This window comes from Plantibacter cousiniae (nom. nud.) (assembly GCF_977070315.1).
Window position 1 is genome coordinate 294492 of the sequence record NZ_CDRVEU010000002.1, and the last position, 20122, is coordinate 314613.

The following is a 20122-nucleotide window of genomic DNA, read 5'->3' on the forward strand; positions in this document are numbered from 1 at the left end:
CCTCAAGCGTCGGTCGGGAACGGAATGGGGAAAGGCGGCGCAAGTCCGCCCCGGCATTTGAGCACCCGCAACTGTGCCGGGCGGGTATCTATAGCTATGCGCAGGGCTGCGGGTGAAGGGTTGGCGGCGGCCTGCTGCGGGCGACAGGCAAAAGCCAGGGTCTGCCCGGTTTCGGCAGCCACCTGCAAGCGTCGCAGCGCACGGTCATCGACCATGCCGGGCCAGCACACGACCGCGCCACAACTGCCGGAACGCAGGCATTGCTCGGCGGCCCACAAGGCATCACGGGGACTCGCCTCGATCACCACCAACTGGCGCAGATCGACACCGGCGGCCAGCCAGGCCTGTGGGTACGGAATATAAGGCGGTGCGACCAGCACAATGCGCTCAGCGATTGCGGAAAGCCGTGCCAGGCTTGGCCACAGCAGGCGCAGTTCGCCGCTGCCATTGGCCGGAATGAGGATTTCAGTCAGGGCCGCTGCAGGCCAGCCGCCGGTGGGCAATGCAGCATCCAGCAACACGTGGCCACTGGGCTGCGGGCTGACCGGTGGCGCGCTCTGCTGGCGCCCTTTCCAGACCCTGCGCTCATCCAGCAAGGCATCCAGGCTGACCACCGCGCCCATCATTCGCGGCGCACCAGCCCGCAGAACACACCTTCGATGGCGAAGTCCTGATCGGGCGTGACGATGATCGGCTCGTAGGCCGGGTTGCGCGGCAACAGGCGCACCTGCTCGGCTCGGCGTTGCAGGCGTTTGATGGTCACCTCGCCGTCCAGCCGGGCAACCACGATCTGCCCGTCACTGGCCTGCGGGTTACGGTGCACGCCCACCAGATCGCCATCGAGAATACCGTCCTCGATCATCGAGTCACCCTGCACACGCAGCAGGTAGTCCGGCACACGGGTAAAGGTGCTGCGGTCCAGGTGCAGCGTGCTGTGTATATCGAGGTCAGGCCCGATAGGTGCGCCCGCCGCCACGCGCCCCAGTACCGGAATTTCCAGCAATTCGGGGCGTGGCTCACTGCTCAGCAGGCGAATGCCCCGCGCCTGATGCGCTACGACTTCGATCAGCCCGGCCTCGGTGAGGGCCACAATGTGTTTGCGCGCCACACTGCGCGAAGCAAAACCGAAAGCCTCGGAAATTTCCGCCAGGCTCGGTGATTGCCCCTGCTGCGCGATGCGATCGCGGATGAAGGTAAGGATGGCGCTGCGTCGAGGAGATAATGTGCTCATGGAGTACATTTGTACTCCATTCGACATTGCGTGACTAGCGCGCTTTGTCGGATTCGAGAGGCGCGGTGTTGCATGCCCAACGACAGGCGATGAACACCGCTATGGGCGACATTGTTTGAATTTCAACAACAGTGAAATAAGAAACACCCGGTTTATTGAGCCTGGCAAAGAGGCGAAACTCGACCGCTCTTTCAACGATCAGGAGCACTCATTGTGATCACGCGCCAATTGGGTCAACTCGGTCCGCACGTATCCGCCGTTGGGCTGGGCTGCATGGGAATGTCGGACTTCTACACCACCGGCATCGATGAAAAGGAATCCATCGCCACCTTGCACCGCGCACTGGAGCTGGGTGTCACCTTTTTCGATACAGCGGACATGTACGGCCCGCACACCAATGAAGCCTTGCTTGGCCGGGCCCTCGAAGGCAAGCGTGAAGGTATTTACCTGGCCAGCAAGTTCGGCATCGTGCGTGGCGACGATCCGCATGCACGTGGCGTCAATGGCAGCCCGGCGTACATTCGCCAGTCCATCGACGCCAGTCTGAAGCGGCTGAACACCGATTACCTTGATCTCTATTATCAGCACCGCGTCGACCCAAAGGTGCCCATCGAGGACACCGTTGGCGCCATGGCCGAACTGGTCAAGGCTGGCAAGGTTCGGCACATAGGCATCTGTGAAGCCAGTACAGCGACCATCGAAAAGGCCCACGCGGTGCATCCGTTGGCGGCTGTGCAGAGCGAGTACTCACTCTGGTCACGCGATCCGGAACAGAATGGCGTGCTTGCCACCTGCCGTCGCCTGGGCATTGCCTTCGTGGCTTACAGTCCGCTCGGCCGGGGGTTTCTGACCGGTGAATTGCGCACCCCGGACGATTTCGCGGCCGATGACTATCGTCGCTTCACCCCACGGTTTCAGGGCGAAAACTTCAATCGCAATCTGCAATTGGTCGAGAAGGTCAAGGCACTGGCTACGGCCAGAGGCATCAGCGCGTCGCAACTGGCGCTGGCCTGGGTGCTTGCCCAGGGAGAGGACATCATTCCGATCCCGGGCACCAAACAGCGCAAGTACCTGGAAAGCAACGTGGCCGCAGCTTCATTGACGCTGAGTACCGATGACCTTGCCCAGCTGGAGGCGATTTTTCCGGCTCAGGGGTCGGCATCCGGCGAGCGCTATAGCGCGGAGTCGATGAAGTCCCTCAATGGCTAACGCTTGCGATTCGAGATCAGGTCGCCTCAGGGCAGGTCTCGGTGCCGTTGTTGAGGCCCTGTTTTTGATTCTTGTAATCGAGCGTGGCCTTGCCATCGACCCATTTCAGGGTGACGACAATCACTGAGTCGAAATCATCGTTCGTCCAGTCATCCAGCAGGTTAGTGCTCTTGCCGGACGCTTCTTCAGCAACCTTGTTGATCAGCTCCGGCAGGTAGCCATGCGACCAGGCGGTGTAGATAACTGCGTTGTGGTACTTGTCCCGCATCAGCTCATCGGCCAGGTCTGCGGTGTCGTTGGCACCAAAGTCGAGGTTGACGGGCAACCCCAGTTTGATTGCGCTAGGCCCTACCGTCATCAGCGGACGCACGTAGCTGTAGGACTGATCGCCCTCACCCTCTTCCACATGTCGGCTCGGATTGGCAGCGAAAATGAAGTCAGCCTTGCCGAATTCCCTGGGCAGGACTTCCGACAGTTCTATCGCCCTGTTAAGCCCCTGACAGTTCAGTTGCCCCAACCCCATGGCCGGTTTTTCGGCATGCCGAAGGAATACCAGTGTCTGGGTGCCATTCTTGGGCTCTGCATGCACGCCTTTGCCCATGGTGAACAGGGCCAGGGCCGAAGCCACCAGCAAGGAGGGGAAGAAGCACCACGCAAGACGGCGCTGAAGTCGGGTGATGGAAGGCATTTTCGGCATATTCATTATTTTCTGAGTCCGGTGCGCATTTGAAAGGGGACAGCCATCTGGCTGGTGCGAATACGCAGGCTTGTGCAGCTCGCCCTGGAAATTTCTGCGGATCAGTCAAACAGGGTCACGCGCGAATCTTAGTGCGCACATGTTTCGAAATTAAGAATGTGGACGATTAAGAGTGTCAAAAAACGATTCTGTTGCAATACCGGCAAAAAAAATCGTCTGACAAGCAGAGAAAATGTCAAAAAATCGTCGAAAGACGGGGCATAAGACCGACTGTTTGCCTGGCAACAGCCATTCAACAGACCGCTGTCAGATCAACATCACGGACGTCGAAAAACCGCGTAAAGCCCCGGAATTCAAGCCCCTGCTGTTTGGCATAGAGCGTGCAATATTCCTGTTCTGAATTTCACGCCCTGCGAACTGCCTGTTTTGGAATATACCAGCCGATCGCTGCGGCTCTAGTTTTCCTGACCTGGATGCCTCTATGCCACAACCCTCCGTTTCCTTTCGGTTGCTGTCTCCCCGTGCGCTGATTCGCTGGATGGCCAGCACCTGCGTATTGGCGTTGAGCCTCAACGGCGCGGTGCAGGCCGCCGAGGCCGTACCTGCCGAAATCCGTCTGGACTATGCCTACTATTCGCCGGTCAGCCTGGCGCTCAAGCATTTTGGCTGGCTGGAGAAAGCCCTGCCGGAGGCGAAAGTCACCTGGGTGTTGAGCCAGGGCAGCAACCGCTCGCTGGAATACCTGAACAGTGGCAGCGTCGACTTTGCATCGTCGGCCAGCCTGTCTGCGGTGCTGGCCCGGGCCAATGGCAGCCCGATCAAATCGGTGTATGTCTACAGCCGGGCAGAATGGACGGCTCTGGTGGTGCGCAAGGATTCTCCCCTGCAATCGGTTGCCGAACTCAAAGGCAAGAAAATAGCCGCCACCAAAGGCACCGACCCTTATCTGTTCACCTTGCGCGCGCTGCAGAAGGCCGGGCTGAAAAAGGATGATGTCGAGTTGCTGCACCTGCAGCATCCCGATGGACGCACCGCCCTCGAAAAAGGCGACGTAGATGCCTGGGCAGGGCTTGACCCGCACATGGCGGCCAGTGAAATACAGTCCGGCTCGCGCCTGCTTTACCGCAACAAGGACTTCAACAGCTATGGCGTACTGAGCGTCACGGAAACCTACGCCAGGGAACATCCACAGGCGATCAGAACAGTATTGAGCGCTTATGAGCAGGCTCGGGAATGGGCAGTGAAAAACCCTGACGAGCTGGCCAGGCTGCTGGCGACCGAGTCGGGTTTGCCGCTGGAAGTCGCCAGGCTGCAATTGACCCGCACAGACCTGAGCAACCCGCAACTGAGCGCGAAAGACATGGAAGCGTCCAAGGCCGCGGCGCCGATTCTGGTTTCCGAGGATCTGGTGCGCAAAGGCGTCAATGTCGAGCAGGTCATCGATCAACTGATCACGCCTGAATTCTCCAAAGCCGTGATCGCCACTCCATGACCAGCCGGGACAAAGCGTTGTCTGCATCAGCGCAGGCAGCACCGGACAAGTCGCAACCAACGCTTTGGCAGCGCTACCGAACGCCACTCAAGGGCCTGGTGGTGCCGGCGGCGATCATCGTCCTGCTGGAAGTTATCGTCCGTATCGGCTGGCTGCCTGCCTACCAGATGCCAGCGCCCAGCGAGATCGTGCTGACCCTTCGCGATCTGGCGGACGGTGCGTTGTGGAAGCACATCAGTGCCAGTCTGTTGCGTGTGCTCAGCGGCTTTGTGATCGGCGCGAGCCTGGCCCTGGTGTTTGCTGCGTGGGTGGGGCTCAGTCGTGAAGCAGAGGCGTATCTGGAGCCGACGTTCGCCGGGCTTCGCTCCATTCCAAGCCTGGCTTGGGTGCCGCTTCTGCTGTTGTGGCTGGGCATTGGCGAAACATCGAAAATCGTGCTGATTGCCATCGGCGCGTTCTTTCCGGTCTACCTCAACGGCGTGGCCGCGATTCGAGGCATTGACAGAAAGCTGGTGGAAGTCGGCCAGATGTATGGCTTGAGCCGCTATCGCCTGACCCGGCGTATTCTTCTGCCCGCCGCCCTGCCCGGCCTGTTTACCGGTTTGCGCAGCGGCATGAGCCTGTCGTGGATGTTTGCCGAGCTGATCGCGGCCACCAAAGGCCTGGGCTACCTGCTCAGTGACGGACGCGAAACCTCGCGCCCGGACATCGTGCTGGCGGCCATCATCGTTCTGGCCACACTGGGCAAACTCAGCGACGGTCTGCTGGCAAACCTGGAGAAACGCTTCCTGGCCTGGCGCGACACATTCAACGGGCAAAGCCGTGAGGGTTGATAGATGCCGGAATCACTGATGGACATACGCGTCGACCACAAGGCATTTGCGGGCAATACCGTACTGCACGGCATCGATCTGTCGCTACAGTCGGGGGAAATCGTCAGCCTGCTGGGCCCCAGCGGCTGCGGCAAAAGCACGCTGCTGAGAATTGTCGCCGGACTGGAGCAGGATTTTCGTGGCTCGGTGCGGCGCATTCAGGGCGAAGTGGCGTTCGTGTTTCAAGAGCCGCGCCTGATGCCCTGGCTGACCGTCGCACAGAATATCGGTTTCAGTGATGATGACCGCTACGACCGCCGCTGGGTCGGTCAATTGATCGAAGAAGTGGGCCTGTCCGGTTTTGCCGACGCCTTGCCCAAAGCGCTGTCAGGTGGCATGGCGCAGCGTGTGGCGATCGCGCGCGGCCTGTATTCGCACCCGGCGGTGTTGCTGCTGGATGAACCGTTCAGCGCAGTCGATGCGTTTACCCGGATGAAGCTTCAGGACCTGCTGCTGCAACTGGCTGCGCGCCATGCCATCACCCTGTTGCTGGTGACCCATGATGTCGACGAGGCGTTGTACCTGAGTGACCGTGTGCTGGTGATGGGCAGCCGTCCCGGCACAATCACCCACGATTTGCCGGTCGGGCTGCAGACGCCGAGGGATCGTCGCGATCCGCTGCTGGCGCGATTGAAGGCTCAGGCGCTGACCGAGCTGCAGCAGGCCCATGTCATCTGAACAGCGTTACCTGCCGGCCCTGAATGTGTCCCAGAGCTTCTCGCGCAACGTATTGATAGTGTCCGAGACCTGAGACATCACGAACAGGCGGCTCAACATGTCGGCGTCCGGGTACACCGTGGTATCGGTCCACAGGCCGGGACCGATCAGCGCGTCGGCCTTTTCATTGCCATTGGCGTAATGCACCGTATTGGTGATGTTGGCGATCACTTCGGGGCGCAATAGGTAATTCAGAAACGCGTAGGCGCCCTTGGTATCGGTGGCGTCAGCCGGTATGGCGACCATGTCGAACCACATGGGTGCGCCCTCCTTCGGAACGACATAATCGATGGTAAAGCCATTGCCTTCTTTCTGCGCCTGCTCCTGAGCCTGGGAAATATCCCCGGAATAGCCCACTGCGACACAAATACTGCCCTTCGCGAGGTCGGCGATGTAATCGGCAGAGCTGAAATTGCGTATGTACGGCCGTACGCTGTCCAGTACCGCCTTTGCCTGACGGTAGTCGTCAGGCACTTCACTGTGCGGCGGCAAGCCAAGGTAATTCAGGGTGATCGGCAGAAGAGCCGGTGCGCTGTCGAGAAATACGACACCGCATTGGGCGAGTTTTTTCATGTTTTCCGGCTTGAGCACCAGATCCCATGAATCGAGCGGTACATCCTTGCCGAGGATGGCCTTGACCTTGGCTACGTCATAGCCGATGCCGGTACTGCCCCACAGATAGGGGAAACCATGCTGATTACCGGGGTCACTGCCCTCCAGCGCCTTGAGCAGGACCGGGTTGAGGTTTTTCCAGTTGGGCAATTGACGCTTGTCGAGGGTTTTGAGCAGCCCACTCTGGATTTGTCTTCCCATGAAATGAATGGACGGAAAAACCACATCGTAGCCTGAGTGGCCGGCCAGCAGTTTTGCGTTCAGCGCCTCATTGGTTTCAAAGGTTTGGTAAGTGGTCTTGAAGCCGGTGGCGGCTTCGAAATTCTTCAGGGTGTCCGGCGCCATATAGTCCGTCCAGTTGTAGATATTGACCGTCTCCGCCGCGTGACTGGTGGAGGCCAGCAACACCAGTGCGGCAAGGGATTTTCTCAGCATGTGCAGTTCCTCGGGTCAATAGCGACAGCTTGCCCCAGACCCGGCACGAAAACCATCCTCGTCACGGCAAATTCAGTCCGTTGAAGGACTTGCGGCAGCGGCTCGGCAGATGCATGGAGCGTGCCCATTAATACCTTCGAATGACACCGGTCATATAATTGATTTTTTTATGCTGCGTCATAAAAAATTTTTCCAGAACGGCACTGGCAAATGCTATTTTCAGTATTCGTCAGACCGCTCAGCGATCCTGCTGGAAAGCAACTTGACCGACCGATGATGCGTACTGCTGGTCATCGTCTCGTCATCATGGCTTTACCGGACGCATTCTGGCTGTCTGCCTACCCATTGGAGCAAGGGAAGTGCTCGATTGATTCAGGTGGGCCACCGTCATGACTAAAGTCACATTCCCCAATGCATGCCAACTGATGCGCTGGCACTTCCATCCCGTGGGCTTTGAAGCCTCGATGGATGCGCCAGGGAGCATGATTGCGCGACTTTTCGACCGTGCCAGCGGTGAGACCGTGGTCGCCATTGCCGGCCTGCCCTGTTCTACCGTGATGAATGCCGCAGACGTGGAGCGCATCATCGAAGCGATCGAGGACGAGCTGGAGTTATTCGGCACTCAGACGCAACGACAGATCGCCGGTTTCATCTGACATGAACGCCTCAGCCAGCACGAACCCTGTTACGCAGGTCTTCGAAGAAAGGCTTGTCGCGGGCAATCCTGTCTGACGCTTTGGGCATCTGAACTGCTTCTCCCGAACTGGCGCTTTCATCGATATACCAATAACAGTGCCGCGCCGAGCGAGTAATGGCGACATAGGCCAGACGCAAGACTTCATCCTTCTGTGCTGTATCGAATGGCTGAAGATCACTCGCATCACCCAGCCCTGCCAACCGGTAAACCTGATTCTTGTATGGCGAGACGGTCAGATGCTGACAATCGCCCAGCAGAAATACGGCATCCGCCTGCAAGCCCTTGGAACTGTGGTAGGTCAGCGTTCGGATGCGGCGATTCTGCGCGCCATTTGCCGAATCAGCGTCGATCAATACCTGCAGGCGCGTCGAGAAACGTGCCTTCTCGCTGCCCTTGCGGTACAGCAGCAGGATCGAGTCGCCATCGTGATAGTGCTCGGCGACCCGCTCGGCAAGCTCGTCCTCATCGCGATCCAGTACCTTGACCGGCAGCAGCTCCTGGAGCGTGCCACTGGCGCGGGCCTTCTTGCCAGGGATAGCCGGGGCCGCACGGACGATGTGCTCGGCGGCGTCGATGATGTGCTGATGACTGCGAAAATTGTCGCTGAGCATGACCTTGGTGGTCGCCGGGGAGGAAAACTCCTTTGCGAACTCCATGAAGTATTTCGGTGAACTGCCGCGCCAGCCGTAGATCGACTGCCAATCGTCACCGACACACAGCAACGATGAGTGCTGAGCGATGCGGCCGGTGTGCAATGCCGGACCACGACGCCTGATTTCGCGCAGGCTGGCGCGTAGCCATGAAACGATCTGCGGCGAGACGTCCTGGAACTCGTCGATCATCAAATGCGCCAAGGGTCTGAGCAGCGGGTCACTGACGTGCTTGAGGTTCTCGGGAGACGTTTCGCCGAACAAGGCAAACATGCGGTTGTAGGTCATGATCGGCGGCGATTGAGCCAGCAGGTGCGTTTCGAAGGCTTTCCAGAACAGGCTGAGCGCTTCGAAGAAGAAACGGTCCGGGTCATCGCTGGCAAAACTCATCTCGGATACAGCGCTCGGCACATCCAGCCCGAGGTTCTCGATGAAGCTGGCAGCCGTGACAAAACAGTCCAGCAAGGGTGCCGCACCGAGCTCGCCCTTGACCCGGTAATCGAATCCAGGCCCCGCGACGGCATCGCCTGCCAGGGATTGCAAAACCTGATTGGCTGACTGGTAATTATCCATCCATATCAAAGGCTTATTGCAGAAAGCTTGAAACAGGGTGCGCTTTATGACGCCCTCTGCCCACACCGGTAGCTTGGCGCCAGGGCGCTTGAGTTGCTGGTCCTCACTGGCGTCCAGACCCAGCACAACCCAGGCATCCAGCTCAGCGATATAGCCGTGAAACGAAAATGAAAAGCCATTTATTTCAACAGCTTGGCGCATGGGCTCAATGCCCTTTATAGGCCAGGCCCCGGCGCGGATCCACAAGTCTTCAACGGTGTCACACCACTCTTCATCGCGTTTCGAGGACAATTCGGTCACGGCGACCCGTTTCTGCACATCAGGGTGATCGCGGTCCAGTTCCTTGAGCTGCAGGGCATGGCGATACAGCGGCGCCATGACTTCGCGAAAACGCTCATTGCCAGCGTACAGATCGCGATAGCAGAGATTGAGTTGCTGGCGCTGCGCATCGTTGATCCGCAAGTCGAAGGGGTTGCTGTCCGCCTCTTCCAGACCGGAAGACTGGCTGCTCAGGTTCTCGAACGCGCGCAGCTGCTCAAACCCCGGCAGACTGCGCACCAGCGGCAGAATGCGTGAATGGAAGGTGCGCACTACCTCGCGCGCCTGCTTTTGCTCCAGCGCATGCCCCCAGAGGGCCATGATGTCGATCAGTTTGCTGATGAAGTCCTTGCGCGACTCGCGGGTGAAGGTCACCACCGTCATGGCGTTCAGTTCGAAGCCCAGGTAGTGATGCAGCAGCAGAATGCGCAGTACCAGCGACGTGGACTTGCCCGCGCCCGCCCCGGCAATCACGTAGGTAGACGGCGTGTCGCTGAAAATCATCTTCCACTGTGCCGTGCTGGGCTGGGCATGTGCGGGGAGCTTTTCGGCGACATCGGCCTTGATGCGCTTTTTCAGTTCAGGTGTGAGTGCCAGTCGCCAGTCATCGAACAGATGATCATCGACCTTGGGGCCACGATGCCGTGCTGGCCGGGTATCGCTGATGACCAGTACCTGACGGCCCGACTCCTGGCCATCCAGATAACCCTCTTCATAGCCTTCACGCACGCCTTCGATGTGGCCGTTCAGATAACCGTCGGCATGCCCCTGCGACCATGAGGGCGCGTGCTGCGAGCGCAGTCCGGTAAGACCACGCCCCATCAGCCGCGCCAACAGGCGTCGAAAAAACGGCAATTGCCGGGGCGGTACAAGGTCGACATCCAGGTCATGAGGAAGCGCAGAAGGCAGGTCGTCAGGCACGCAGACTCCGGTGGTGGGCTCGCAGGCGAAAAGGTCGCCTATGGTGGCCGGATTTTCGCGCGGGTTCCAGCGAAATGCTTGTCTGTCAGTGTGTTAGCCGATCAACTGCATGTTCTGTGGCAAGTGCTATCAGACTGGCATGACCGACTTGGGCACCAGCGCGCCTGGGTGCTGGATCACGATACTGGCCAGACGATGCCCTGCTTCCGCCGCCTGCAGCGGGTGGTCACCCGTGAGCCGGGCCGCGAGATAGCCGGCACTGAAGGAGTCACCCGCAGCCGTGGTATCGACCACACACTCGACCTTCTGCGCTGCGATGTCGAAACGTTCGCCGCCGGCTTCGACGAGGCAACTCTGCGCGCCACGCTTGACGACGATTTCACCGATGCCGCGCCCGCGATAGGCGGCCAGCAGCTGTTCGCTGTCGGCATAGCCATACAGTGCCTGCTCGTCGTCTTCGGTCAGCAAGGCCAGATCCACATGCTGCAGACACGCACGGTAGGCTTCGCGGGCCTGCTCGACACTGGCCCACAGCCGCGGACGATAGTTGTTGTCGAAGGCGACCCTGACTCCGCGCTGACGCGCACGCGCCAATGCCTCCAGTAGTTTGGCACGCCCCTGCTCGCCAAGCACTGCCAGGGTAATGCCGCTGAAATACAGCACGTCATAGCTGGCCAGCGCTGCCAGGATCGGCTCGGCCGCCGGGGTCATGAAGCAGTCCCGCACGGCAGCTTCGTTGCGCCAGTAGAGAAAGCGCCGCTCACCATTGGCGTCGGTCTGGATGCAGTAGAGTCCCGGCAAGCGTCCGGGCAGGCGCTGCACCTTGCCCAGACCGACGCCCTCGTCCGCCCAGATCCGGCACATCGTGTCGCTGAAGCTGTCGTCACCCAGTGCCGTAACGTAGTCGACCTTGGCCCGCTCACCCAGCAATCGGGAAAGGTAGACCGCCGTATTGAGTGTGTCGCCGCCGAAGCTCTGGCGCAGACTGCCATCGGCATGTTGTTGCAGTTCGATCATGCATTCGCCGATCAGGGCGACCCGTGGAAGGCTCATGTGACGATACTCCTGCAAATACTTTGACTAGAAATATGTACTGAAAGACTCGATCACGCGCAGGTCATTATCCACCAGGCAACCTGAACGCCACTTGTCGAACGTCAGACACGGGTGCGAGGTGCCGAAGGAAATGATATCGCCGACCTTCAACTCACATCCGGGTGCAACCGTCATGAACGCGTGCTGGTCCATAACCGCCGTCACCTTGCAGGCGCTCACATCGTCGCCAGCCGATTGCACGCCTGGCTTGTAACGCAGCAACGGGTTGGGCAACCCGGCGTCGTAGGCAACATCGCGCTTGCCCATGGCAATCACTGCAAAGCCCGGTTCCGGCAGGGATTGCACATGCGCCCACACCTCCAGGGCCGGGCGCAGTGCTTCGCTCAATTCGGCGCGCCGATCCAGCACGCAGCACTGCGCGTCCTTGTAGATGCCGTGGTCATGCACCACATAGCTGCCGGGCCGCAGCACGCTGAGGAAGCGCTCGCGAACAGACTGGGCATCGAAGGCTTCGGCGATCAGGTCATACCAGGCCGAGCCGGAGGCTGTGACGATCGGGCGATCCAGGGCGAAGGCGCCCTTGTCCTGCAGGTCGACAGCCAGGCGCACCAGCGATGCGGCAAAGGCCTTGATGCCTTGGATGGCGTGGTCGCCGTGAATGACGCCCTCGTACCCTTCAATGCCGGTCAATGCCAGCGCCGGCTGTGCCAGAACAGCGTCGGCCAGCGCCAGCACCTGCTCTTCGCTACGGCAGCCGCAACGCCCGCCAGGTACGCCGTATTCGATCATCACGTTCAAACGCAGGCCACGCGCAGCGAAAAACTCGCCCAGCGCAGTGACATTGTCCGGATGGTCGACCATGCAGTGAAACTCGAACATGGGATCAGCCAGCATGTCGGCAACGATTGCCATGTTCGGCGCACCGACCAACTGGTTGGCCATCAGCACCCGGCGCACGCCATGCGCATAAGCGGCCTGCGTCTGGACCGCCGTGGCGAGTGTCATGCCCCATGCGCCTGCGTCCAGTTGCCGGCGAAACAGCGCGGGCACCATACTGGTCTTGCCGTGCGGTGCCAGCTCTGCACCGCTGTCGCTGACAAACTGCTGCATCCAGCGAATATTGTGTTGCAGCGCCTGATTATGAATTACCAGTGCGGGCAGGCTGACATCACTGACCAGGCTGTCACCCGGCTGCGCAGTACCCTTGTCCATTACGGCGGTGCTCATCGGTAATCTCCTGCGGTTATTCATTGATACGGCGAGCCAGGCCATTGGCGCTTTCGATCAGCACCCGCCGATAGTCGTCGTAGTGGGTCTTGGCATCGGCACGCGGCGCGACGATGCACAGCGTAGCGATGCACTGACCGTGTTCGTTGTTCACCGGAGCGGCGAAGCAGTGGGTGAAGGTGTCAGCCACGCTATTGAAGGAAAAGAAGCCCTCCTCGCCGGCCTTGCGGATTTCCCGAAGAAAGGTCTCCAGCGGCAGACGTTCGCCCCCCGGCAGAATGAAGTCGTCGGGGTCGATCAGGTCGATGATCTGCTGATCGCTCAGGTGACTGAGCAACAGACGTCCGGACGCCGTCCATGGGATGGGCGCGTTCTCGCCGATGTCCGAAGAAATCCTGAAATGACGCTCACCCTCCTTCATCAGCGCCACGGTGTATTTGCGACCATTGAGCAGGCACATCTGGGCAGTTTCCCGCGTCTGGCTGACGATCTCGCACAGGCAGGCCTCGGCCTCGCGAGTGAAATCGAAGTGCCGCAAGTGTGCCTGCCCCAGAAAATACAATTGACGGCCCAGATAGACATGCCCGTCCTTGCCCACCGTCTCCAGAATCCGCCGCTCCAGCAACGATGCCACCAGCTCGTAAACCGTCGATTTGGGGCTGCCGATCCCGCTGGCAATCTCATTGGGGCGCATGGGCCTGGCCTTTTCCTTGAGAAAATCCAGGATATCGAACGCCCGGTCCAGTCCACGTGCCCGGCGCTTGATAGTGTCTTCGGTCATGAGATTCGTTCCTTGGGAAAGCGGCAAGCCAAAAGCCTCAGGTGATCGGGCTTCCGGCTTGCAACGTGTGGCTGCACGTGTGCTATTTGCGCTTGTAGGCAATACAGTCGATTTCGACCTTGCAGTCGACCATCATGCTGGCCTGAACGCAAGCGCGTGCCGGCGCATGCTCGGGGGTGAAGTACTCACCGAATACTTTGTTGAAACTCCAGAAGTCCCGCGGGTCCTCCAGCCATACACCGACCCGGATCACATCCTTGAGCGCATAACCGGCCTCTTCAAGAATTGCGATCAGGTTGCGCATGGTCTGGTGCGTCTGCTCGACGATGCCGCCGACGATGATCTCGCCATCCAGCGCAGGTACCTGGCCGGAAACGTGCAACCAGCCGTCAGCCTCGACGGCGCGAGCGAATGGGCGTGGCTGGCCGCCTCCTGCTGTGCTGCCTGCGCCATAACGGGTAATAGTCATGAGTTTTTCCTTGTCTTGAAGCATTGGACGTAGTGAACGTTTAAAAACGGATGTTCTTGAGAAACTCGCTCAAGCGCGCCGACTTCGGCTGCTCGAACAAGGCCTTGGGTGGCCCCTGCTCTTCGATGCGGCCCTGATTCATGAACACGATCTGGTCCGACACTTCGTAGGCGAAACGCATTTCGTGCGTCACCAGCAGCATGGTCATACCCTCCTCGGCCAGGTCCTTGATGACGCTCAGCACTTCGCCCACCAGCTCCGGATCGAGTGCCGAAGTGACTTCGTCAAACAACATCAGGCTGGGGTTCATGGCAATGGCGCGGGCAATCGCCACACGCTGCTGCTGCCCGCCGGACAACTGACCGGGGAAGTGATTGCGCCGCTCCAGCAGGCCGACCCGGTCCAGCCACTTTTCGGCCAGCGCAACGGCTTGATCCTTGGGCATCTTCTTGACCTTGAGCAAGCCCAGGGTGACGTTCTGCAAGGCGCTGAGGTGCGGAAACAGGTTGAATTGCTGGAAGGCCATGCCGGTCATTGCCCGGTGTTGCGCGATCAGACGCTCCGGATGGCGGGTGCGCTTGCCGTCTACGTTGCTGTAGCCGATGTCCTGCCCCTCAAGACGGATATGCCCGCCCTGAAACTCTTCCAGCAGGTTGACGCAGCGCAGCAAGGTGGTCTTGCCCGAGCCGCTGGAACCGATCAGGGTCACGACATTGCCTTTCTGCATGCGCAGATCGACACCCTTTAGCACCTCCACTGCGCCGTAGGATTTATGCAGGCCCTCGATGCTGAGCAGCGCCGGGCCGGGGTTATGAGTCTGTGTCATGGCAATGCCACCCGTTTTTCGATTTGCCGCCCAAGAAGCTCGATGGCGTAGTTGATGAGAAAGAACAGGAAACCTGCAAACAGGTAGAACTCCAGGGTCATGAACGTGCGCGCAATCACCTGCTGGGTGCTGAGCAGCAGTTCAGCCACACCGATCACCGAAAGCAGCGTCGACGCCTTGACGATCTCGGTTGAGGAGTTGACCCAGGTCGGCAGGATCTGGCGCATGGCCTGAGGCAGCAACACATAGCGCAGCGACTGGCCGAAGCGCAGACCGATGGCCTTGCCGGCTTCCAGTTGGCCACGGGGAATGGCCTGCAGGGCGCCGCGCACGATTTCCGAAACGTGAGAGCCGCAGAACAGCGTCAGGCCTATTGCGCCGGCCTGAAACGCGCTGATCTGCCAACCCAGCGCCGGCACCATGTAAAAGACCGCCAGCACCAGCACGAACACCGGAGTCCCGCGAATCAGATCCACATAGAGCCGAATCGGCAAGCGGGCGAAAAAACCGCCGTAGGTCAGCACCAGACCGGCCAGCATGCCGATCAGCGTACCTGCGGCAATCGCCAGCGCCGAGCACTGGATACTGGTCAGAAAGCCGGACCAGAGCACTTCCCGCGCATTCCACAATTCCTGCAACCAGCCAGGGGGTTGATACATGACAGCCTCCTAGCGGTGAATCGCCAGACGTTGTTCGAGGGTGCGCAGAAACAAAGCGATCACGTAGCAGGCCACCACATAGAGTGCTGTGGTCACCAGCCAGGTTTCGATCACCCGGTAGCTTTCGACGTTGATCTTGCGCGCGTAGTAGGTCAGCTCCGGCACGGCAATGGCGGCCGCCAGCGAGGTGTCCTTGAACAGCGAAATGAAGTTATTGGAGAGCGCCGGCAATACATTGCGCAACATCACCGGCACGATGATATATGCCCGCACCTGCCATTCGCCCAGGCCGATCGCCAGCCCCGCTTCACGCTGCCCTTTATGGATGCTCAGCAGCCCGGCACGGAACACTTCGGTCAGATAGGCACCGGCGTACAGCGACAACGTGACGATGAATGACGCCAGCTTGTCGAGTCGAATGCCCAGCCCGGGCAACGCGAAGTAGATCAGCAGGATCAACACCAGGATCGGCGTATTGCGTACCACCGTTACATAGATCGACGCGACGATACGCAACGCCTTGTAACGTGACAGCAGCGCAAATGCATTCGCCAGCCCGATCACACAACCAATCGCGATCGAGATCAGGGCCAGTTCCAGGCCAAGGCCCAACCCCGCCAGAAGGCTGGGGAAGTCGCGCCACACGGCATCAAAATTCAATTGGTAATTCATGCTTGCCCGTACCTGGCAGGGAAAGCCCGAGGGCCTGCCCTGCCGCTGAAGGTCAGAGTGGCCTTATTTGTATTCCATCGGAAAGCCGATTGCAGGCACCGGCAGATCGACACCGAACCACTGCTTGAAAGACGCCGCGTAAGCCGGGAACTCGACACCGGTCATGGCTTCATGCAACGCGGTGTTGACGAAGTTCAGCCAGTCCTGATCGCCACGCTTGACCGCGCAGGCATAGGTTTGCGGGCTCCAGGCAAAGGCAGGCGAACGGTAGCGACCAGGGTTCTGCACCATCAGGTACTTGACCGAAGACTGATCGGTGGCCGCTGTATCGGCGCGCCCGGAGTTGATCGCCTGGTACATCAGGTCGACGCTGTCGTACTGATCGACCTTGGCTTTGGGCAGTGCCTGATGCACCAGTTCCTCGGCGTACACGTTTTGCAGGACGGCCACGGTCACATCGTCACCTGCTGCCTTCAGGTCATCGATTTCCTTGTACTTGCTATTGGCAGGCAACAGCAGCGCCACACCCTCGCGGTAGTAGGGCAAGGTGAATGCCACCTGCTGTGCGCGACTGGCGGTAACGGTGATGAACTGGCAGCTGATGTCGACCTTGTCGGTCAGCAGGTTGGGGATACGTGCATCCGAGGACTGCACGACAAATTCCACCTTGCTCGGGTCATTGAACAGGCCTTTGGCGATGATTCTGCCAATGTCGATATCGAAGCCCTGCAACTTGCCGTCCGCGCCCTGAAAGTGCCACGGGGCATTGGTACTGCCCGTGCCTACCACCAGATTGCCACGTTTCAATACTGCATCCAGTTTGCTGCCTTCGGCTGCCTGCACCGTATTGGCCAGCATGAATGAAGCTGAAAGAACAAAGGCACAAGCTTTCACAAAGGAAGGTCCGCGATGCATGACTTAAACTCCGCCGAAGTATTCGTTATTCCGCTATAGCGGATACAGGTATGTAACAACGGAATAGACAGCAGAAAGTGTGCCACAGAGGACGCGCGGAGAACACCGCATGAAAAAGTCTAGATAAATCAACAGACTGGAATTTTGGCTTGGAGCGGAGACGCGGGGGCGCATTGCGCAGGTAACGCTACCGATTGCCATATCTGAGTGCTAGGGCCCCACTCTTGTGCATATGCGCTGTTATCGGGCGTGGAGTATCGACCCGGTCAAGCCCGAAGCATGAGTGGGCGCACGCAACGCGTCCAGAACGGCATTCCCACGCGGGCTCATGGGAATGAGAGGTGTGAGTGTGAAAAGACTTAAAGGCAGGTAGCAATGGCCGCAGAGCGCAATGCGGCCTGAGCATCGCCTTGCGGGGCATAGAACTCAACGGCAGTGGTCGGGCCCTTGCCGCGCACGTCAGCGAAGTAGGTCGACTCAGTGGTAAACACGGTGAAGCCGCCGCCGGAGAGGTCATGAAGGAACACGTCAGAGGACGTGCCGAACATGGCTTCGTTCTGCCAGGTCACCTGAATGCACTGGGCAACGGCGGCATCCTGCTTGGTGCTCGACAGGACCTTGTAGGGTCCTGCGGCACGTGCAGCACTGGAAGGCGCTGCACACCCGGTCAATAAGGTTGCCGCAATCACCGTCGCGCTTGTCAGAAACAGAAACTTCATGTCATGCCTTCGCTGATAAAAAGCCGATTCTAGCACTGCACAGCGCTATCAACCCTCAGCCAATTGCTCTTCGTATTCCTTCACGTATTCGCCGGCCAGACTCTGTTTCTGCTTTTCGTCGAGCAATTTGCCCGCCATCTGGAAGAACTTCTGCTCTTCTTCTTTCAGGTGGTGGTGCACTTTTTCCGACAATTTTTTCGCAGTGGCCAGCCAGGCCGGGCTCGACATTTCAGTTTCATCGAGCTCTTCCATCATCTCGTCCATCTCATGATGCTCGGAAATGGCGTGACGGCTCAGATCCACGCCATTGTCGTGGGCCATCAGAGGAATGTAGAAAAACCGTTCTTCGGCCGTTTCGTGGGCCTGCAGTTCTTCCTTGAGCTGTTTGTAGGCCTTCTCGCGCTCGGCGCTGTCGCCACTGGTCTGGATCAGGGCGTCAGCGTAGCTGCGTTGACGGTCATGGCTTTCGCGCAGGGCTTCGAAAATATTCAAGGGCGTATCTCCAGGTCGGCTTCCGGGAGCTGGAAGCATCGTGGACTAGACCCCTGTCGAAGATCAGCAGTTCCACCAAATACTGGCAAATGCGTATCGCGCAATAACGGCAGACTCAAGCACGCTCGAAAACCACATCCTGAGCGCCCTCCCAAAGCGTCTTCACGCCCAGCTTGCGCAGGTTTTCCTTGCCCTGAGTGATGGTCAGAAAATGGTTGCCCGCCAACTGCCCCATCTTGCTGGCGAAACAACACGAACCGTAGGCAAGGATAATCTCGGTTTCGCTGTAACCGCCCGGGTAGAAAAGAATGTCGCCCACCGAAGGATGGCTGGTTGCGTTCTCGAAACCGATCAATGCGTCATCCAGCTTGAGCTGATAATCATCCAGCGGCACCCAGCAGCCCTCGCCGCTCCAGCGTACATGGATGAATTTCTGCCGATAAGGCAGCAGCTTGAGAAACGCCTCCACCGTTTGCGGCGCGTCCGGATGGGTTTCGGCGAGAAACTCGTATCCGCCCGCGGTGATTTTGATGGTGGTCACTTCAACGACTCCTTAACAGACAACAAGGCTCAGAATGGTGCCCAAGGATAAACGCGAGCCCGACAAGCCGTCACGGAGTTCCGTTACGCCCATACAAAAGGTAGCCGGAGCGATGGCTCAGGCGTTCGTAATACGCATTGACGGCGGGCAGGTCGGGATGCTCAAGAGGCGTCTCGAACCAGCGATTGACTGAAAGACCGATGGGGATGTCAGCCAGGGTAAAACGCTCGCCGCAGACATAGGCGCCAGTCTTTTCCAGTTGCCTGTCGAGTATTTGCATATGCCTGGCCCACTGGGCACAGGAAGCGGCTATGGCGACAGGGTCCTGGTGCTCGCTCGAGCGTCGCACCAGTGACATGAAGGCATAGCTCCATGATCTGTTCAGATCCGAGCCTTGCCAGTCGATCCACTGATCGGCCTGCGCTCTGGCACGTGGATCCAGCGGATAAACAGCGTCGCCAGCATAACGGTTGGCCAGATAGCGAACGATGCTGTTGGACTCCCAAAGCACGAAGTCATCATCCACGATAACCGGCACCATGGCATTCGGGTTGAGCGCGACAAACTCGTCCGTGTTGGCAGGTTTGAAGCCTGACCCCCAGTCTTCCTGAGTGAAGGGTATCTTCAGTTCCTCGCAGGTCCAGAGTACTTTTCGTACGTTGATCGAGGAGGTCTTGCCCAGTATGCGCAGCATTCAGCGTCCTTGTTGCACAGCAACGTCGTGTCAGTCAGTGGTCATCAGCGATTTGGCAAACAGGTGATTCTCATGTGTCTCGCCCTGAAACACATAGTGCGGAGCACCTTTCAATTCATAGCCTTGACGAGGGTAAAACGCCAGCGCGCGCGGGTTGCCAACCCAGACCGTCGCCCATAATAGCGAGGCGTGACGGCTTGTTGCACGCCGCTCGGCGGCTTCGAGTAACAGCCGCCCTGCTCCACGCCCTGTAAAACGTTCCTGCACATAGAGCCGTTGCAACTCGGCAGCGGTCGATACGCCCAGCATTGCATGATCGGTGCGCAACGCGACCTGAGCAAAGCCAATCAAATGCCCTTGCGACTCCGCAACGATGATCAATGTCGTCGGCTCGATGAGCAGTTGTGCGAAGTTCGCAGGCGAGAAAGCTTCCAGCGCTTCGCGGGCGATGGATTGTCGAATGCCCTGCGTTGCGTAGGTATCGAGAAAAACCTGCATGCCGAGCGCCGCAAGGCACAACGCGTCCGCAGAGGCAGCATCACGCAGGGTAATGGTCATTGAAGAGGGAGTGATCATCAGACGGTGGATTCCCGGCGTCAGGTAGACAGATGGCGGAATCATACCTGACACAAGAATCGGCCCGGCAG

Annotated in this window: 23 protein-coding genes; 5 read left to right on the plus strand and 18 right to left on the minus strand. The window is 59.1% G+C overall.

The annotated features are described in order from the left end of the window. Positions 1-2: 2 nt before the first annotated feature. Together imuA and lexA are read right to left on the minus strand one after the other, a co-directional pair. Entirely contained in the window at positions 3-626 is a 624-nt protein-coding gene (gene imuA / locus ACW55A_RS04920) for a translesion DNA synthesis-associated protein ImuA (protein WP_080336481.1), read from the minus strand. Next, entirely contained in the window at positions 623-1231 is a 609-nt protein-coding gene (lexA, locus tag ACW55A_RS04925) for a transcriptional repressor LexA (RefSeq protein ID WP_498810721.1), read from the minus strand. The genes imuA and lexA overlap by 4 nt, the downstream gene beginning before the upstream one ends. Before the next feature lie 213 nt (positions 1232-1444). Between lexA and ACW55A_RS04930 the strand changes: the two genes are divergently transcribed. After that, on the plus strand, positions 1445-2440 hold the full coding sequence (locus ACW55A_RS04930; protein ID WP_455808512.1) for an aldo/keto reductase: 996 nt from the start codon (positions 1445-1447) through the stop codon (positions 2438-2440). A 16-nt stretch (positions 2441-2456) separates the two neighbouring features. On the opposite strand, the gene ACW55A_RS04935 is transcribed toward ACW55A_RS04930, so the two are convergent. Next, positions 2457-3143, minus strand: a complete 687-nt coding sequence (locus ACW55A_RS04935; protein WP_032609586.1) for a hypothetical protein — start codon at positions 3141-3143, stop codon at positions 2457-2459. 475 nt (positions 3144-3618) lie between these two features. Between ACW55A_RS04935 and ACW55A_RS04940 the strand changes: the two genes are divergently transcribed. From ACW55A_RS04940 to ACW55A_RS04950, 3 genes are read left to right on the plus strand one after another with little or no spacing between them, the layout of a single operon-like run. Further along, positions 3619-4629 (plus strand): aliphatic sulfonate ABC transporter substrate-binding protein, encoded by a 1011-nt coding sequence (locus ACW55A_RS04940; protein ID WP_151341960.1) that lies wholly within the window; start codon positions 3619-3621, stop codon positions 4627-4629. After that, positions 4626-5462, plus strand: a complete 837-nt coding sequence (locus ACW55A_RS04945; protein ID WP_498810720.1) for an ABC transporter permease — start codon at positions 4626-4628, stop codon at positions 5460-5462. The genes ACW55A_RS04940 and ACW55A_RS04945 overlap by 4 nt, the downstream gene beginning before the upstream one ends. Before the next feature lie 18 nt (positions 5463-5480). Beyond that, positions 5481-6179: an ABC transporter ATP-binding protein gene (locus tag ACW55A_RS04950; protein ID WP_003434081.1), complete on the plus strand. Its 699-nt coding sequence runs from the start codon at positions 5481-5483 to the stop codon at positions 6177-6179. 6 nt (positions 6180-6185) lie between these two features. Here the strand turns inward: ACW55A_RS04950 and ACW55A_RS04955 are convergent, their stop codons facing one another. Then, the gene (locus ACW55A_RS04955) at positions 6186-7265 is read right to left on the minus strand and encodes a polyamine ABC transporter substrate-binding protein (protein WP_498810719.1); all 1080 of its coding nucleotides are present in this window, start codon (positions 7263-7265) and stop codon (positions 6186-6188) included. Between the two features lie 389 nt (positions 7266-7654). Here ACW55A_RS04955 and ACW55A_RS04960 point away from each other — a divergent pair, with 389 nt between their 5' ends. Beyond that, positions 7655-7921 carry a DUF1652 domain-containing protein gene (locus tag ACW55A_RS04960; protein ID WP_003420677.1) on the plus strand — a complete coding sequence of 89 codons (267 nt, stop codon included), beginning with the start codon at positions 7655-7657 and terminating at the stop codon, positions 7919-7921. Between the two features lie 10 nt (positions 7922-7931). On the opposite strand, the gene ACW55A_RS04965 is transcribed toward ACW55A_RS04960, so the two are convergent. From ACW55A_RS04965 to ACW55A_RS05030, 14 genes are all read right to left on the minus strand, one after another. Then, positions 7932-10424: a UvrD-helicase domain-containing protein gene (locus ACW55A_RS04965; RefSeq protein ID WP_498810718.1), complete on the minus strand. Its 2493-nt coding sequence runs from the start codon at positions 10422-10424 to the stop codon at positions 7932-7934. Positions 10425-10553: 129 nt separating this feature from the next. Then, on the minus strand, positions 10554-11477 hold the full coding sequence (gene kdgK / locus ACW55A_RS04970) for a 2-dehydro-3-deoxygluconokinase (RefSeq protein WP_498810717.1): 924 nt from the start codon (positions 11475-11477) through the stop codon (positions 10554-10556). 27 nt (positions 11478-11504) lie between these two features. Then, positions 11505-12707 carry an amino acid deaminase gene (locus tag ACW55A_RS04975; protein WP_003434087.1) on the minus strand — a complete coding sequence of 401 codons (1203 nt, stop codon included), beginning with the start codon at positions 12705-12707 and terminating at the stop codon, positions 11505-11507. A gap of 16 nt (positions 12708-12723) precedes the next feature. Continuing rightward, positions 12724-13488, minus strand: coding sequence for an IclR family transcriptional regulator (locus tag ACW55A_RS04980; RefSeq protein WP_044308177.1), 765 nt, complete (start codon positions 13486-13488; stop codon positions 12724-12726). Between the two features lie 82 nt (positions 13489-13570). Further along, a complete protein-coding gene (locus ACW55A_RS04985; RefSeq protein WP_003369497.1) occupies positions 13571-13957 on the minus strand; it encodes a RidA family protein in 387 nt (128 codons plus the stop codon). Between the two features lie 40 nt (positions 13958-13997). After that, entirely contained in the window at positions 13998-14783 is a 786-nt protein-coding gene (locus ACW55A_RS04990; protein ID WP_003345505.1) for an amino acid ABC transporter ATP-binding protein, read from the minus strand. Next, a complete protein-coding gene (locus ACW55A_RS04995; RefSeq protein ID WP_003434088.1) occupies positions 14780-15442 on the minus strand; it encodes an amino acid ABC transporter permease in 663 nt (220 codons plus the stop codon). Before ACW55A_RS04995 ends, ACW55A_RS04990 begins: the two co-directional genes overlap by 4 nt. A gap of 9 nt (positions 15443-15451) precedes the next feature. Beyond that, complete coding sequence (locus ACW55A_RS05000) at positions 15452-16114, minus strand: amino acid ABC transporter permease (RefSeq protein WP_498810716.1); 663 nt, start codon at positions 16112-16114, stop codon at positions 15452-15454. A gap of 63 nt (positions 16115-16177) precedes the next feature. After that, positions 16178-16972, minus strand: a complete 795-nt coding sequence (locus ACW55A_RS05005) for a transporter substrate-binding protein (protein ID WP_003402731.1) — start codon at positions 16970-16972, stop codon at positions 16178-16180. 416 nt (positions 16973-17388) lie between these two features. Then, complete coding sequence (locus tag ACW55A_RS05010; protein WP_003369487.1) at positions 17389-17748, minus strand: hypothetical protein; 360 nt, start codon at positions 17746-17748, stop codon at positions 17389-17391. Between the two features lie 48 nt (positions 17749-17796). Continuing rightward, entirely contained in the window at positions 17797-18240 is a 444-nt protein-coding gene (locus tag ACW55A_RS05015; RefSeq protein ID WP_003369485.1) for a hemerythrin domain-containing protein, read from the minus strand. 115 nt (positions 18241-18355) lie between these two features. Beyond that, positions 18356-18781, minus strand: coding sequence for a DUF3830 family protein (locus ACW55A_RS05020; RefSeq protein WP_003369482.1), 426 nt, complete (start codon positions 18779-18781; stop codon positions 18356-18358). A gap of 70 nt (positions 18782-18851) precedes the next feature. After that, positions 18852-19475: a glutathione S-transferase family protein gene (locus tag ACW55A_RS05025; RefSeq protein ID WP_003369480.1), complete on the minus strand. Its 624-nt coding sequence runs from the start codon at positions 19473-19475 to the stop codon at positions 18852-18854. Positions 19476-19505: 30 nt separating this feature from the next. Beyond that, complete coding sequence (locus ACW55A_RS05030; protein ID WP_498810715.1) at positions 19506-20096, minus strand: GNAT family N-acetyltransferase; 591 nt, start codon at positions 20094-20096, stop codon at positions 19506-19508. Positions 20097-20122: the final 26 nt, after the last annotated feature.

What these genes read in the sequence shown, in the direction of transcription:
- kdgK (WP_498810717.1), bottom strand. Translation starts at nt 11,477, where the DNA reads ATGAGCCTTCCACGGGTCGCCCTGATCGGCGAATGCATGATCGAACTG.
- ACW55A_RS04990 (WP_003345505.1), bottom strand. Translation starts at nt 14,783, where the DNA reads ATGACACAGACTCATAACCCCGGCCCGGCGCTGCTCAGCATCGAGGGC.
- lexA (WP_498810721.1), bottom strand. Translation starts at nt 1,231, where the DNA reads ATGAGCACATTATCTCCTCGACGCAGCGCCATCCTTACCTTCATCCGC.
- ACW55A_RS05000 (WP_498810716.1), bottom strand. Translation starts at nt 16,114, where the DNA reads ATGAATTACCAATTGAATTTTGATGCCGTGTGGCGCGACTTCCCCAGC.
- ACW55A_RS04935 (WP_032609586.1), bottom strand. Translation starts at nt 3,143, where the DNA reads ATGAATATGCCGAAAATGCCTTCCATCACCCGACTTCAGCGCCGTCTT.
- ACW55A_RS04960 (WP_003420677.1), top strand. Translation starts at nt 7,655, where the DNA reads ATGACTAAAGTCACATTCCCCAATGCATGCCAACTGATGCGCTGGCAC.
- ACW55A_RS04980 (WP_044308177.1), bottom strand. Translation starts at nt 13,488, where the DNA reads ATGACCGAAGACACTATCAAGCGCCGGGCACGTGGACTGGACCGGGCG.
- ACW55A_RS04955 (WP_498810719.1), bottom strand. Translation starts at nt 7,265, where the DNA reads ATGCTGAGAAAATCCCTTGCCGCACTGGTGTTGCTGGCCTCCACCAGT.
- ACW55A_RS04950 (WP_003434081.1), top strand. Translation starts at nt 5,481, where the DNA reads ATGGACATACGCGTCGACCACAAGGCATTTGCGGGCAATACCGTACTG.
- ACW55A_RS04945 (WP_498810720.1), top strand. Translation starts at nt 4,626, where the DNA reads ATGACCAGCCGGGACAAAGCGTTGTCTGCATCAGCGCAGGCAGCACCG.
- ACW55A_RS04975 (WP_003434087.1), bottom strand. Translation starts at nt 12,707, where the DNA reads ATGAGCACCGCCGTAATGGACAAGGGTACTGCGCAGCCGGGTGACAGC.
- ACW55A_RS04940 (WP_151341960.1), top strand. Translation starts at nt 3,619, where the DNA reads ATGCCACAACCCTCCGTTTCCTTTCGGTTGCTGTCTCCCCGTGCGCTG.
- ACW55A_RS05010 (WP_003369487.1), bottom strand. Translation starts at nt 17,748, where the DNA reads ATGAAGTTTCTGTTTCTGACAAGCGCGACGGTGATTGCGGCAACCTTA.
- ACW55A_RS04985 (WP_003369497.1), bottom strand. Translation starts at nt 13,957, where the DNA reads ATGACTATTACCCGTTATGGCGCAGGCAGCACAGCAGGAGGCGGCCAG.
- ACW55A_RS05005 (WP_003402731.1), bottom strand. Translation starts at nt 16,972, where the DNA reads ATGCTGGCCAATACGGTGCAGGCAGCCGAAGGCAGCAAACTGGATGCA.
- ACW55A_RS04995 (WP_003434088.1), bottom strand. Translation starts at nt 15,442, where the DNA reads ATGTATCAACCCCCTGGCTGGTTGCAGGAATTGTGGAATGCGCGGGAA.
- ACW55A_RS05030 (WP_498810715.1), bottom strand. Translation starts at nt 20,096, where the DNA reads ATGATTCCGCCATCTGTCTACCTGACGCCGGGAATCCACCGTCTGATG.
- ACW55A_RS05025 (WP_003369480.1), bottom strand. Translation starts at nt 19,475, where the DNA reads ATGCTGCGCATACTGGGCAAGACCTCCTCGATCAACGTACGAAAAGTA.
- imuA (WP_080336481.1), bottom strand. Translation starts at nt 626, where the DNA reads ATGATGGGCGCGGTGGTCAGCCTGGATGCCTTGCTGGATGAGCGCAGG.